Annotated in this window: 13 protein-coding genes; 2 read left to right on the plus strand and 11 right to left on the minus strand. The window is 68.0% G+C overall.

Annotated elements, in window-relative coordinates:
- Nucleotides 1-7: 7 nt before the first annotated feature.
- Nucleotides 8-829 carry a Stp1/IreP family PP2C-type Ser/Thr phosphatase gene (locus D0B54_RS13660; protein WP_117291853.1) on the plus strand — a complete coding sequence of 274 codons (822 nt, stop codon included), beginning with the start codon at nucleotides 8-10 and terminating at the stop codon, nucleotides 827-829.
- Between the two features lie 7 nt (nucleotides 830-836).
- Nucleotides 837-1,589, plus strand: coding sequence for an FHA domain-containing protein (locus tag D0B54_RS13665; protein ID WP_117291854.1), 753 nt, complete (start codon nucleotides 837-839; stop codon nucleotides 1,587-1,589).
- Between the two features lie 179 nt (nucleotides 1,590-1,768).
- Here the strand turns inward: D0B54_RS13665 and alr are convergent, their stop codons facing one another.
- From alr to D0B54_RS13720, 11 genes are all read right to left on the minus strand, one after another.
- Nucleotides 1,769-2,848, minus strand: coding sequence for an alanine racemase (gene alr / locus D0B54_RS13670; RefSeq protein WP_117291855.1), 1,080 nt, complete (start codon nucleotides 2,846-2,848; stop codon nucleotides 1,769-1,771).
- A gap of 34 nt (nucleotides 2,849-2,882) precedes the next feature.
- The gene (gene dnaB, locus D0B54_RS13675; RefSeq protein ID WP_117295228.1) at nucleotides 2,883-4,232 is read right to left on the minus strand and encodes a replicative DNA helicase; all 1,350 of its coding nucleotides are present in this window, start codon (nucleotides 4,230-4,232) and stop codon (nucleotides 2,883-2,885) included.
- 108 nt (nucleotides 4,233-4,340) lie between these two features.
- Nucleotides 4,341-4,811: a 50S ribosomal protein L9 gene (rplI, locus tag D0B54_RS13680; protein ID WP_117291856.1), complete on the minus strand. Its 471-nt coding sequence runs from the start codon at nucleotides 4,809-4,811 to the stop codon at nucleotides 4,341-4,343.
- 11 nt (nucleotides 4,812-4,822) lie between these two features.
- Nucleotides 4,823-5,050: a 30S ribosomal protein S18 gene (gene rpsR / locus D0B54_RS13685; RefSeq protein ID WP_117291857.1), complete on the minus strand. Its 228-nt coding sequence runs from the start codon at nucleotides 5,048-5,050 to the stop codon at nucleotides 4,823-4,825.
- Between the two features lie 3 nt (nucleotides 5,051-5,053).
- Entirely contained in the window at nucleotides 5,054-5,473 is a 420-nt protein-coding gene (gene rpsF, locus D0B54_RS13690; RefSeq protein ID WP_117291858.1) for a 30S ribosomal protein S6, read from the minus strand.
- 227 nt (nucleotides 5,474-5,700) lie between these two features.
- Nucleotides 5,701-7,479 carry an allophanate hydrolase gene (atzF, locus tag D0B54_RS13695; protein ID WP_117291859.1) on the minus strand — a complete coding sequence of 593 codons (1,779 nt, stop codon included), beginning with the start codon at nucleotides 7,477-7,479 and terminating at the stop codon, nucleotides 5,701-5,703.
- Nucleotides 7,476-11,060, minus strand: coding sequence for an urea carboxylase (gene uca, locus D0B54_RS13700; protein ID WP_117291860.1), 3,585 nt, complete (start codon nucleotides 11,058-11,060; stop codon nucleotides 7,476-7,478). The genes atzF and uca overlap by 4 nt, the downstream gene beginning before the upstream one ends.
- A 165-nt stretch (nucleotides 11,061-11,225) precedes the next feature.
- Complete coding sequence (locus D0B54_RS13705) at nucleotides 11,226-11,864, minus strand: urea amidolyase associated protein UAAP2 (RefSeq protein ID WP_117291861.1); 639 nt, start codon at nucleotides 11,862-11,864, stop codon at nucleotides 11,226-11,228.
- Entirely contained in the window at nucleotides 11,861-12,589 is a 729-nt protein-coding gene (locus D0B54_RS13710) for an urea amidolyase associated protein UAAP1 (protein WP_117291862.1), read from the minus strand. Before D0B54_RS13710 ends, D0B54_RS13705 begins: the two co-directional genes overlap by 4 nt.
- Nucleotides 12,586-13,374, minus strand: a complete 789-nt coding sequence (locus D0B54_RS13715; RefSeq protein WP_117291863.1) for an ABC transporter ATP-binding protein — start codon at nucleotides 13,372-13,374, stop codon at nucleotides 12,586-12,588. Before D0B54_RS13715 ends, D0B54_RS13710 begins: the two co-directional genes overlap by 4 nt.
- Nucleotides 13,371-14,198, minus strand: a complete 828-nt coding sequence (locus D0B54_RS13720; RefSeq protein ID WP_117291864.1) for an ABC transporter permease — start codon at nucleotides 14,196-14,198, stop codon at nucleotides 13,371-13,373. Before D0B54_RS13720 ends, D0B54_RS13715 begins: the two co-directional genes overlap by 4 nt.
- Between the last annotated feature and the right edge of the window lie 8 nt (nucleotides 14,199-14,206).

A 14,206-nucleotide genomic window follows, 5' to 3' on the forward strand; every position in this document is an offset into this window, starting at 1 on the left:
AGGACACATGGCGCTGAAAGAAAAGGTCGCCACGGCCCTGCTCTCGGACGTGGGCCGGATGCGCAACAACAACGAGGACGCCGTCGAACAGGACGGCGAACTGGGGTTGCTGGTGCTGGCCGACGGCATGGGCGGCTATAACGCTGGCGAGATCGCCAGCGGCATCGCCACCACCACGGTGCTGGACGTGGTGCGCCGTGAATGGAAGGAACTCAAGCGCGGCGAGATCGACCAGGAGTCCGGCTACAGTGCCGAGGCCCTGCTGCTGCGCAAGGCGGTGGAGAGCGCGCACCAGACGATCTACCAGGTGGCGCAGAGCCAACCGCAGTGTGCCGGCATGGGAACGACGATCGTTACCTGCCTGATGCACGACGATAGGATGTCGATCGCGTACGTTGGCGACTCCCGGCTGTACCGGTTCCGGGATCGCCGGCTGGAGCAGATCACCCGCGACCATTCCCTGCTGGAAGAGCTGGTGGCCCGCGGCCACTACACCCGCGAGGATGCCCAGCGGCTGGTGCGCAAGAACATCGTCACCCGCGCCCTGGGGGTGGAACCGGAGGTCGCGGTCGACCTGATCGAGGACATGGTGGAGGTCGGAGACATCCTCCTGATCGCCTCGGACGGCCTCACCGACATGGTGTCCGATGAGAAAATCAGCTTAACACTCGGCAAGTTAGCTGATAATCTTGATAGTGCGGCAGAAGAGTTGATACGCCTGGCCAACGAAGCCGGCGGAAAAGATAACGTTTCGGTGGTGCTGGCTCGCGCGGACGCGTCGTTCGCCCGCGGCAGGCGCTGGTATGAACGATTGATGGAGTGGTTCTGAGAACACTATGGGCAAGCTCATCGTCACGGATAGCAGCGGCCAGACCAAGGATTTCCCGCTCAACAAGGAGCGGGTGACCATTGGCCGGCATGCCGATAACGACATTCCGCTCAACGACAAGGCGGTTTCGGGCCACCACGCCGTGGTCATCACGATCCTGCAGGACTCCTTCCTGGAGGACCTGGATTCGACCAATGGCACCCAGGTCAACAGCAAGCAGATCGCCAAGCACCCGCTGTCGCATGGCGACGTCATCAGCATCGGCCGCAATTCCCTGCGCTACGAGGGCGAGGGCCAGGGCGGCGACGACGACTTCGAAAAGACCATGATCCTGAAGCCGGGCCAGTTCGGCGCGGCTTTCGATGCCCAGGTCAGCAAGGCGGCCACCGCCGCCCCGACCCCGCCCCCCTCGATGGGCGCCTCGCACCACCCGGTATCCGCCCCGCCGGCAGCCCCGAACCTGTCCCAGACCAATGCGCCCAAGCCCATCATGGGCAAGCTGCGCGTGGTCAGCGGCCCCAACCAGGGCAAGGAACTGGAGCTGTCCAAGGCCCTGACCACGATCGGCAAGCCCGGCGTGCAGGTGGCGGCGATCACCCGCCGCGCCGATGGCTACTACATCGTCCATGTGGGCGGCCAGGCCGGCGGCGCCAAGCCCCTGGTCAACGGCAACCCGCTGGACACCCAGGCGCGCAAGCTGGCCGACGGCGATATCGTCGAGCTGGCCGGCACCCAGATGAGCTTCATGATCATGTCCTGATCCCAGGGCCAGGCATCGAAAAAGGGCGGCCATTGGCCGCCCTTTTTCGTTCCGGCGCGCTTTTTGTAGGAGCGGCTGTTAGCCGCGAACAAGGGTCATCATGACAACCGGCGGTCGCGGCCAACGGCCGCTCCTACATGAAAGATGGGCAATCCCGTGGGCATGCCGGCCGCCCGCCCTCAGCGATACCTGAAATGCACCCGCTGCGTCAGCCCGCAGAACAGCTCATACGGAATGGTGCCGGCCTGCGCCGCGATCTCCTCGGCCGGCAGGCCCTCGCCCCAGAGCAGCACCGGGTCGCCGACCTGGGCGTCCGGCGCCTGGCGCAGGTCCAGGGTGATCATGTCCATGGACACGCGGCCGGCGTAGGCCACGCGGCGGCCACCGACCAGGGCGGTAGTGCCGCTGCGAAAGCTCCGGTGGATGCCGTCGGCATAGCCCACCGCCGCCACGCCGATACGCGTGCGCTCCGGGCAGGTCCAGCTCTGGGCGTAGCCGATGGTCTCGCCGGCCTCGTAGTCGCGCACCGCGATCAGGCGGCTTTCCAGGCGCATGGCGGGCTTGAGACCCAGGTCGGCACCGGTCTGCCCCGGCATCGGCGAGGCGCCGTAGATGATCAGGCCCGGTCGCACCCAGTCGGCCCGCGCCTCCGGCCAGCCGATGATGCCGGCGGAGTTGCCGATGGAGCGCGGGCCGGCCACGCCCTGCAGGGCGGCGTCGAAACGCGCGACCTGCTCGCGGGTGAAGCCGTTGCCGGGCTCGTCGGCACTGGCCAGGTGGGTGATCCAGCCGTGCAGGGTCCAGCCCGGGTGGGCCTTGAGCGCCTCCAGCAACCGCGGCACGTCGCCCAGCGGGAAGCCCAGGCGGTGCATGCCGCTGTCGAGCTTGAACCAGACCCCGACCTGGGCGTCGCGGCCGAGGCGGTGCAGCAGCTCGATCTGCCAGTGGTCGTGCAGCACCACCTGCAGGCGCTGGTATACCGCCTGCGCGGCCTCCTCCTCGGAGATCACGCCCTCGAGCAGGGCGATCGGGCTATGGATGTGGGCGCGGCGCAGGTCCACCGCCTCTTCCAGGCAGGCCACCGCCAGGGCGTCCACACCCGCGGCTTCCAGGGCGCGCGCCACCGGGATGGCGCCGTGGCCGTAGCCGTTGGCCTTGACCGCCGCCATGACGCGCGACCGCGGCGCCATGCGGCGCACCACGCCCAGGTTGTGCTGGATCGCGGCGAGATCGATGGTGGCGGTGACGCGCGGGATCATGCGGGCCGGCCGGGGCGGACGCGGGGCGGCGCCATCAGTACTGCGCGTACGAGGAATCCGCCAGGTCGCGGAACTTGGTGTAACGGCCTTCGAAGCCGACCTTCACCATGCCGGTGGGGCCGCTACGCTGCTTGGCGATGATCAGTTCGGCCTGGCCCTTGTCCGGCGAGGTTTCCGGGTTGTAGTAGTCGTCGCGGTAGACGAACACGACGACGTCGGCGTCCTGCTCGATACCGCCGGACTCGCGCAGGTCGGCCATGCGCGGGCGCTTGTTGTCGCGCTGCTCGACGCCGCGGTTGAGCTGCGACAGCGCGATCACCGGCACGCTCAGCTCCTTGCCCAGGGCCTTGAGGCTGCGCGAGATCTCGGCGACCTCGTTGGCGCGGTTGTCCGAGCCTGGCACCTGCATCAGCTGGATGTAGTCCACCACGATCAGGCTCAGGCCGTGGCGCGCGGCGATACGGCGCGCCCGGGCGCGCAGTTCCAGCGGCGACAGCGCGCCGGTTTCGTCGATGAACAGCGGCGCCTCGCGCATCAGGCCGATGGCCGAGGCCAGCCGGTCCCACTCGGTGTCGTCCATCGCGGCGTTGCGCAGGTTCTGCTGGTCGATGCCGCCGAAGGACGACAGCACGCGGAACACCAGCTGCTCCGCCGCCATTTCCATGCTGAACACCGCCACCGGCTGCTTGGTTTCGATCGCGACGTGCTCGGCGATGTTCATCGCGAACGAGGTCTTGCCCATGCCGGGGCGGCCGGCCACGATTACCAGGTCGCCCGGGTGCAGGCCGTTGGTCTTGGAATCGAAGTCGCGGAAGCCGGTGAGCAGGCCCTTGCGGCCGCCGGGCTTGCCCTTGGCGTCTTCCAGGGTCTTGGCGATGTGGTCCAGCAGCGGCGGCATGCTGTGGTACTGGACCTTGCCCTTGGCGTCGCCCTGGCGCAGGGCAAAGACCTTCTGCTCGGCCTCTTCCAGCAGGACACTGGCCGTGCGGCCCTCGGGACGGAAGCCGATGTCGGCGATGCCCTGCCCGGTCGAGATCAGCTGCCGCAGCACCGAGCGCTCGCGCACGATCTCGGCGTAGGCCATGGTGTTGGCGGCGCTGGGCGTGTCGTTGGCCAGCGTGCCGATGTACGACACCCCGCCGGCCTCTTCCAGCTTGTTGTTGTAGCGCAGGGCCTCGGTGACGGTCAGGAAATCGCAGGGCTTGTGGGCACTGAGCAGGTCGCGCATCGCCGTGAAGATCAGCTGGTGCGCGTGGAGGTAGAAATCGACCTCGCGCAGCGTGTCCAGCACTTCGAAGCCGGCCCCGTTGTCCAGCATCATCCCGCCGAGGACGGACATTTCGGCGTCGATGGAATGCGGGGGATGCTTGGGCGGGTTTTGCATGGGGCGATTGTAGATGATCGGGCCGGGCGCTACGGAACCGCCTTTCAGGCGGCGGCACAACGAAAAACGGCCCGCCGAGGCGGGCCGTCAGATGCCTCGCGGCAAGCCTCAGGCGGCGGAAGCGGCCTGCGACTTGTTGTCGGCCACCACCACGGTCAGGACGGCTTCCACTTCAGTGTGCAGGCGCACGCTGATGGAGTAGCTGCCGACCTGGCGGATCGGACCGGAGGTCATGTCGATCTCGCTCTTCTTGATGTCGATACCCTGGGCAGCGGCGGCGTCCACGACTTCGGCCGGACCGACCGAACCGTAGAGCTTGCCTTCTTCAGCCGCCAGCACCTTGATGGTGACGGTCTGGCCGTTGATCTTGCCGGCGCGCATGTTGGCGGCGGACAGGGAATCGTTGGCCTTCTTCAGCAGGTCGGCCTTGCGGGTCTCGAACACCTTGCGGTTGGCTTCGGTGGCCGGCAGCGCCTTGCCCTGCGGCAGCAGGTAGTTGCGGCCGAAACCGGCCTTGACCTTGACGCTTTCGCCGAGGTCGCCGAGCTTCTTGATCTTCTCGAGCAGAATGACTTCCATGGTCGTTCTCCTTAGCCGTGGCTATCGCTGTACGGCAGCAGCGCCAGGAAGCGCGCGCGCTTGATCGCCGTGGCCAGTTCGCGCTGGTAGCGCGACTTGGTGCCGGTGATGCGGGCCGGAACGATCTTGCCGTTCTCGCCGACGTACTGCTTGAGGGTGGACAGGTCCTTGTAGTCGATCGCCGGGGCGTTCTGACCGCTGAACTTGCAGGACTTCTTGCGACGGAAAAACTGTGCCATGACTTAGGCTCCTTCAACAGCGGTTTCGGACTGGGCTTCGTCGCCCTCGCCTTCGCCTTCGTCGGTGTGACGGGCGCGGAACTCACCGGGCTTCTTCTCTTCGTCCTGCACCTTGAACAGCGGCGACTGGTCGACCACGGCGGCTTCGACCTTGACCACCAGCTTGCGGATCACGGCGTCGTTGAAACGGAACGCGTTCTCCAGTTCGGCCAGGGCGGGATCGCTGCACTCGACGTTCATCAGAACGTAGTGGGCCTTGTGGGCCTTGGCGATCGGGTAAGCCAGCTGGCGGCGGCCCCAGTCTTCCAGGCGGTGAATCTTGCCGCCGGTCGTGGTGACCATATTCTTGTAGCGCTCGATCATGGCCGGAACCTGTTCACTCTGGTCCGGATGCACCATGACCACGATTTCGTAGTGACGCATCGACAACTCCTTGTGGACACAGGGTTTTTACCCTGCGGCCCCCGGCATCTGAAGCAGCCGTGGAGCAAGTGGAAAAACAAAAGCCTCACCCCGGACGGGATGAAGGGGCGCGAATCTTAAGGGAATCAGCGGCTTGATGCAATCTCTTTGTCATTCAGGAGCGCAAAGAGACGCGGTCCGCAAATGGACGCAAATAAACGCGAATACACCCTCTTGAACATTTGCGTTCATTTGCGTTCATTCGCGGACTGGGAAACATACGCTCGCCAGCCGCCCAGGTGGGTGATGTCGCGGGCGCCCGCCTCCCCGACGGACTCGCAGATGAAGCCGCTGACCCAGCGGCCGCCGGCCAGCTCCAGCTTGCCGATGCCCAGCGGCGCCGGGATGCCGGCGACGAAGCTGCCGAACGCGGCCTCGGGCACCGACCAGACCTCGACCTCGATGGCGGCGCCGCGATCCGCGTCGCGGATCATGCCCGGGCGGAACGGCGGGCCGCCAGCCAGGGCGATCAGGCGGTAGCAGGGCGCGCTGCGGGTGGCCGCCACCAGGAAGGCACCGCGGCTGGTCAGCTGGTGGTTGAGCGGCATGCCGGACAGGTGCGCGCCGCAGACCGCGACCTCGATGCGGCCGGGCGGCGCGGGCGGCGCCTGCGGGGTCCAGCGGCTGGCGTCGCGGCCGCTGGCCTGCGGATCGGCCGCCATCCAGCGCTGCGCCAGCGCCAGCAGGTAGTCGTCGGACCAGGCCGGGCCGAACAGGGTGATGCCGAAGGGCAGCCCCGCCGGGGTCATGCCGGCGGGCGCGGCCACGGCGGCGTAGTCCAGCAGGTTCATGAAGTTGGTGTAGGTGCCGAGGCGGCTGTTGAGCAGCAGCGGCTCGGCCTCCAGCTCGGCAATGCGGTAGTGCGTGGGAGCGGTGGGCGTCAGGACGGCATGGACCCCGGCCAGCACGGTATCCGCTGCCCGCTTCAGCGCCTGCAGGCGATAGAAGCCGTCGAACGTGCCGACCGCGTCGATGCCCTCGCCCTTGGCCAGCACCTGGCGGATCACCGGCAGCATCGACTCCGGGGCGACGGCCTGCGTTGCATGGCGGCGCTCGGCAACCCAGGGGCCCTCGTACAGCAGTTTCGCCACGTCGCTGAAGGGAGCGAAGTCCAGCTGCACCAGTTCCGCCCCCAGCGACTGCCAGCGCAGCATGGCCTGCGCGAACAGCGCTGCGTAGCCGGCGTTGCCGAAGAACTCCAGCTGGTCCGCGCGCAGCACGCCCAGGCGCAGTCCTTCCAGCGGGCCGCTCACGGCCTGTCCGCGCCGGCTCCAGGGATCGGTGGAATCAGCCCCGTCCATCACCGCGCCGATACGCCGCGCGTCCTCCGGGTTCAGCGCGAACAGCGAGGGGCAGTCGAGGCTGCGGCAGGCCGGCACCACGCCGGCGATGGACCAGCGCCCGCGCGTCGGCTTGATGCCCAGCAGGTTGTTGAAGCCGGCCGGCACGCGGCCCGAGCCGGCGGTGTCGGTGCCCAGGGAGAAGCTGACCTCGCCCAGCGCCAGGGCCACGGCCGAGCCGGCGCTGGAACCGCCGCTGATGTAGGCCGGGTCGAAGGCATTGCGCACGGCGCCATAGGGCGAGCGGGTACCGACCAGGCCGGTGGCGAACTGGTCGAGGTTGGTCTTGCCCAGCGGGATCGCGCCGGCATCGAGCAGGCGCTGCACCACGGTCGCGCTGCGCTGCGGTGTATAGGCGAAGTCCGGGCAGGCCGCCGTGGTGGGCACGCCGGCGAGATCGATGTTGTCCTTGATCGCGAAGGGGATGCCGTACAGCGGCAGCGTGTCCGGCCCCTGCCCTTCGAGCCGCGCCAGGTGCGGCGCCAGCTGCGCCTCGTCGAGCAGCGTGATCCAGGCATGGTGATCGGCGTGGGCGGCGATGCGGACGCGCAGCTCCGCGACCAGGTCGGCGGGCTTCAGGCCGGCACGGTAGTCGTGCAGCAGGGATGCAAGGGCAAGGTCTCTCATGCGGCTTCCTCCAGTACCAGCAGGCTTTGTCCGGGCGTGACGCCCTGCCCCGGCGTGCACAGCACGCGGCGCACGGTGCCGCTGACACTGGCGACCACCGAGATTTCCATCTTCATCGACTCCACCAGCGCCACGGTGTCGCCGGCGCGCACCTGCTGCCCCGGCTGCACCGCGATCTGCCAGACGCTGCCCGGCACCGGGCTGGGCACGGCGCGCTCCCCAGCAGCCAGCACGTCCACCGCCGGCGGCGGCGCTTCGGCCTCGGCACCCACCACGTCCTGGCCCGCCGCGGCCCAGCGCTGGCGCTCCTCTTCGAAAGCTTCCTGCTGGCGCGACTTGAAGGCGGCGATGCCCTCGCGGTTCTGCTCCAGGAAGGCCTGGTAGTCGCGCAGGCGGAAGGTCTGCTCCTCGATGCGCAGCGGGTAGCGTCCGCGCGGAAAGTCCTCGCGGATGCGCAGCAGTTCCTCCGCCGAGACCTCGTAGAAGCGCAGCTGGTCGAAGAAGCGCAGCAGCCAGGGCTTGCCTTCGCCGAAGGCCCCGGTCTGCTTCCAGCTGTTCCACATCTGCAGCGTGCGGCCGACGAACTGGTAGCCGCCGGGGCCTTCCATGCCGTAGACGCAGAGATAGGCGCCGCCGATGCCCACCGCGTTCTCCGGCGTCCAGGTGCGCGCCGGGTTGTACTTGGTGGTGACCAGGCGGTGGCGCGGATCCAGCGGCGTCGCCACCGGCGCACCGAGGTAGACGTCGCCCAGGCCCATCACCAGGTAGCGGGCCTCGAAGAAGATGCGCTTCACCTCGTCCATGCTCTCAAGGCCATTGATGCGGCGGATGAACTCGAGGTTGCTCGGGCACCAGGGCGCGTCGCGGCGCACCGACTGCATGTACTTCTCGATCGCCAGTCGGCAGGCCGCGTCGTCCCAGGAGATCGGCAGGTGGACGATGCGCGTCGGCACCTCCATGTCCTCGATCGGCGGCAGCGCGTGCTCGGCCTCGCGCAGCAGCTCCAGCAGCCGTGCCTGCGGCAGGCGCAGGTTGTCGTAGTGCAGCTGCAGCGAGCGGATGCCCGGCGTCAGCTCCAGCAGGCCGGGGATGTCCTGTTCCTGCAGATGGCACATCAGCGCATGCACGCGGAAGCGCAGGTTGAGGTCCAGCTCCTGCGGGCCGTATTCCAGCAACAGGTTGTCGTCGCCGGAGGGACGGATCACCAGCGGCAGCGGGCCGTCGTCGTAACGCGCCAGCACCGCAGTGTCGGGAACCGCGATGACCGGCACCACCGCTTCGGCGGCCTCGAAGCGCTCGATGAAGTCGAGCTGGGCACGCTCCAGTGCCTCCGCACCGTCGATGCCCACCGGCAGGAAGCGCAGCCGGTCGCCCGGGCGCAGCTGGCCCAGCTGCCAGAGATCGGCCTTGACGATGGTCACCGGGCAGACGAATCCGCCCAGGCTCGGGCCATCGGGCCCCAGGATCACCGGCATGTCGCCGGTGAAGTCCACCGCGCCGACGGCGTAGGCGTTGTCGTGGATGTTGGAGGGATGCAGGCCGGCCTCGCCGCCGTCGCGCCGCGCCCAGCGCGGCTTGGGACCGATCAGGCGGATACCCGTGCGGCTGGAGTTGTAATGCACCTCCCAGCTCGCGGCGAAGAACTCGGCGATGTCCTCGGGCGTGAAGAAATCCGGCGCGCCGTGCGGGCCGTAGATCACGCGGAACTGCCAGTCATGACGGTACTGCGGGCGCAGTTCCGCGGGCAGGTCCTGCGGCTGCGCAGCGGAGGCTTCGCCGACATGCAGCACGTCGCCCGGCAGCAGCGCGCGGCCACCGTGGCCGCCGAAGCGGCCCAGGGTGAAGGTGCTGGCACTGCCGAGGTAGGCCGGTACGTCGAAACCGCCGGCCACGCAAAGATAACCGCGCGCGCCGCCGCCGCGCACCGCGCCGAAGGCCAGTGTCGCGCCGGCCGGCACGGTGACGGCCTGCCAGGAGGGCAGCGGCCTGCCGTCCAGCATCGCGCCCATATCGGCGCCGGCGATGCAAATGCGGGTTTCGTTACGGAAGCGCAGCACCGCGCCGGTCAACGCCATCTCCAGCGCCGGAGTCCCCGGCGCATTGCCGAGCACGCGGTTGCCCAGGCGCAGCGCCAGGCTGTCGTAGGGACCCGAGGGCGGCACGCCGACGTTCCAGTAGCCGATGCGCCCGGGGTAGTCCTGCACCGTGCTCTGTGTGCCGGCTTCCAGCACCTCGATGCCGGCGCTGCGGTACTGGAAGGCACCCAGCGTCGCGGTGGTCTGGCGTCCTTCGGCGAAAGCCGGCTCGGCCAGCACCTGGCGCAGGTATTCGAGATTGGTCTCGATGCCGCCGATGCGGCTCTGCGCCAGCGCCGCGGCCAGCGCGGTACGGGCAGCCTCGCGGTTCTCGCCATGGGCGATCAGCTTGGCCAGCATCGGGTCGTAGTAAGGCGGCACCTCGACGCCGGGCTCGATCCAGCGGTCGCAGCGCAGGCCAGAGGGAAACTCGACAGCCGTGAGCCGCCCCGCCACCGGTTGGAAGTTGCGTGCCGGATCCTCGGCGTAGAGACGCACCTGGATGGCGTGGCCGTGCGGCCGGTAGCGGAAATCGCGCAGGAAATCGCTCTCGCCGGCAGCGCAGCGGATCATCCATTCCACCAGGTCGACGCCGGTGGTTTCCTCGGTGACCCCGTGCTCCACCTGCAGGCGCGTGTTCACCTCGAGGAAATAGAAGCGCTGCGCGTCGTCGTCGTAGATGTACTCGACGGTGCCGGCGGAGCGGTAGGCCACCGCCTCGCCGAGCTTCACCGCGGTGGCCCACAGGGCCTCGCGCACGTCCTGCGGCAGGTTCGGCGCCGGGGCTTCTTCCACCACCTTCTGGTTGCGGCGCTGCAGCGAGCAGTCGCGCTCGCCTACCGCCACCACCTTGCCCTGCCCGTCGCCGAACAGCTGCACCTCGATATGGCGGGCACGCTCGACGAACTTCTCCAGGAACAGTCCGTCGTTGCGGAAGTTGTTGCGCGACAGGCGCTGCACCGAGTCGTAGGCCGCGCGCAGTTCCTCGACGCTGCGGCAGCGCTGCATGCCGATGCCGCCACCGCCGGCGGTGCTCTTGAGCATCACCGGGTAGCCGATGACTTCGGCCTTTTCCACCGCATCCTCGATGCCGCGCAGCAGGCCCGAGCCCGGCAGCAGCGGTACGCCGTTGTCCTGCGCCAGCTGGCGTGCGGTGTGCTTGAGGCCGAAAGCGGAAATCTGCTGCGGCGTCGGGCCGATGAAGGCCAGGCCAGCCTTTTCGCAGGCGGCGGCGAAGTCCAGGTTCTCGCTGAGGAAGCCGTAGCCCGGGTGGATCGCTTCGGCGCCGCTGTGCAGGGCCGCGGCGATGATCTTGTCGATATTGAGATAGCTCTCGGCTGCCAGCGCCTCGCCGATGCAGACTGCTTCGTCTGCCGATTGCAGGTGCAGCGAGCCGGCATCGGCGCGCGTGTACACCGCCACCGAGGCGATCCCCATCCGGCGCAGGGTGCGCTGGATGCGGCAGGAAATCGCACCGCGGTTGGCGATCAGGACCTTCTTGAACATGTCTCGCTCGTTTGCGGGCCGTCCCGCCGAGGTTTTGCACCACCGGGCCGTCCCGGAGGGGTCAGAAAGAAAAACAGTCCGCAAATGCACGCAAATCAACGCGAATGAAGAATTCCAGATTGAGAATATTTGCGTTCATTCGCGTTCATTTGCGGACTGAAACTCCTAGTCCCAGATCAACACCTCGATCGGTGTCGGGTTGTAGGCGTTGCAGGGGTTGTTGAGCTGCGGGCAGTTGGAGATCAGCGCCACCACATCCATCTCGGCGCGCAGCTCCACGTACTTGCCCGGCGCCGAAATGCCGTCGGCGAACGTCAGCCCGCCCTCCGGCGTCACCGGCACGTTCATGAAGAAGTTGATGTTATGCGTGATGTCGCGCTTGCCGAGGCCGTACTGCTCGTTCTCCGCCACCGCCAGCAGATAGGAATCGCGGCAGGCGTGCATGCATTTCTTTTCCAGCGAGTAGCGCACGGTGTTGCTCTCGGTGGCGCAGGCGCCGCCGAGGGTGTCGTGGCGGCCGCAGGTATCCGCGACGATCTGCAGCAGCACCTGGCCGCCGGTGGACATCAGCCGCGTGCCGGCCGTGAGATACACGTTGCCCTGCTCGCGGATCGTGTCCACCGCGCTGTAGCGCTCGCCGGGATCGGCGGCGCTGTAGAACAGCGTGTCGGCGGCCTGGTTGCCCTCCAGGTCGAGGATGCGCAGGGTCTGGCCCTTGCGCACGGTATGCATCCAGTAGTCGCCGGCCTCGACCACGCGGCGGTAGCCGGCGGCCTCGGGTTGCAGCCTGCTTTCGACGATCACCGCACACCTCCGAGTGACAGCTGGTACAAGCGGTTGTTGGCGAAGCCGCGCTGGTTCTCCGGGCGCGAGTCGCAGCAGACGTCCGGGTGCGTCATCGGCAGCGCCTCGCGGATTTCATAACGCACCGGGCGAGCCGGCCACTCGGCCGCCGGGTTCAGCGGATGCGGCGCGGCGCTCATCACCACCAGGCTGTCCATCTCGAAGCGCAGGTCGACGAAGCTGCCGGGCTTCGACGCGCCTTCGACATAGCGCAGCGCGCCGGAGTCGTCGGCCACCACCTTGCTGAACAGGTTGAGGTTGGCCGCCAGGTCCCTGCGGCCCAGGCCATGTTTGGCCAGCTCGACCAGGAAGCCGTCGATGCCGCTGCGGTGCATGTCGTTGCGCGCCTGCTGGTAGCGCTTGCGGCCCCAGCGGCGCTCCACCAGCTCACGGCTGGCGGCGCCGCAGACCGCGTCGTGCCAGCCAGCCGTGTCCTCGACGATGGAACAGAACACGCGACCCATGTCGGAGTAGATGCAATGGCCCTTGCCGAGGCGGAAGGTGTGCTGGCACTTGAGCGTGTCAGGCACGTTGATGCGCTCCAGCAGCGCATAGGGGTTGTACAGCAGCATGCCGAGGTTGGCGCCGCCGTCGCTGTCCACCAGGCGCAGCAGCTGGCCGCGGCGCAGCTGCAGCGACCAGTGACAGCCGCCGGGCAGCGTGTCGTGGTAGAGGATGTCGCTCATTGCTTGTCGATGAATCTGGAGGTTTCGGTGACGGCGCCCTGGATCTCGGCCAGCAGCGACGGGCCTTCGCGGCCGATCGGCAGGTCGTAGGTGATCGTGGCGCCGAAGCGGTTGGGGGCCTGCGGGTCCAGGCGCGGCTTGTCGAACACCAGCAGGCGCGTACCGAGCTTGAAGCCTTCCTTGAGATCGTGCGTGATCATGAAGATGGTCAGGCCCGACTCCCGCCACAGCTTCAACACCAGTGCGTGCATGTCGGCGCGGATGCCGGGGTCCAGCGCACCGAAGGGTTCGTCCAGCAGCAGGATGCGCGGCTTCTTGATCAGGGCCTGGGCGATCGCCAGGCGCTGCTGCATGCCGCCGGACAGTTCCGCGGGGTAGCGGTCCAGGGCGTGGCTCAGGCCCACCTGCGCCAGCATGGCCGTGGCCTCTTCCCGCGCCTGGCGGCGGGCGCCGCCGAACAGACGGCCCAGCAGCGGGCTGCGCGAGACCTCCAGGCCGAAGGTGACGTTGTCCAGCACGCTCATGTGCGGGAACACCGAGTAGCGCTGGAACACGATGCCGCGGTCCGGCCCCGGCTCGGCCGGCATCGGCTTGCCGTCGAGCAGCATGCTGCCGCGCGTGGCGCCCTCCTCGCCCAGCAGCATGCGCAGGAAGGTGGTCTTGCCGCAGCCGGAGGTGCCGACGATGGTGCAGAACTCGCCTTCCTTCACGGAGAGGTTCAGCTTCTCCAGCACGATGTTGCTGCCGTACTCCTTCCACACCTGTTTGACTTCGAGCAGGCTCATGCGCGCTCCTTGCCCTGGTGGAACCAGGGGAAGGCCCAGCGCGAGACGCCGCGCAGCGCCAGGTCCATCAGGAAGGCCAGCAGGGTGATCCACAACACGTAAGGCAGGATCGTGTCCATCGCCAGGTAGCGGCGTACCAGGAAGATGCGGTAGCCCAGGCCGCTCTCGGCGGCAATGGCCTCGGCGGCGATCAGGAACAGGAAGGCCGGCCCGAGGTTGAGGCGCAGCGAGTCGATCAGCCGCGGCAGGGTCTGCGGCAGCACCACGCGCCACAGGATCTGGCCGCTGTGCGCGCCCAGGGTCTGGGCCTTGATCAGCTGCTCGGCGGGCAGTTCCATCACCCGCTGCTGCAGGTCGCGCATCATGCAGGGCGCGATGCCCAGCACGATCAGCACGACCTTGGACAGCTCGCCCAGGCCGAAGACGATGAACAGGATCGGCAGGATCGCCATCGGCGGCACCATCGACAGAACGCGCACAAATGGTGCAAGCGCTGCACGAACATAGGGCACCATGCCCGTTGCCAGGCCGGTGACCAAGGCCAGCAGCGAGGCCACCAGCAGGCCGATGCCGAGCCGGACCAGGCTGGCGGCGGTGTCGGCCCAGAGCTGCAGCTCGCCGGTGCGGCGGTTCGGCTCCATCGCCATGCGGTTGATCGCCTCGGCCAGGCTGGACATGGCCGGCAGCAGCTTGTCGTCGGCATTGGCCGTGAGGCGGACGTGGGAGGCCCAGGCATAGGCGAACAGCAGCAACAGGAACGGCAGCAGTCCGAGGACCGCCGCCGCTCCCTGGCCCGGGAAGCGGTTGATGACGCGCTTCTTCATGAAAATCC

Origin of the sequence: Solimonas sp. K1W22B-7 (assembly GCF_003428335.1) — a bacterium.
Classification (GTDB): domain Bacteria; phylum Pseudomonadota; class Gammaproteobacteria; order Nevskiales; family Nevskiaceae; genus Solimonas_A.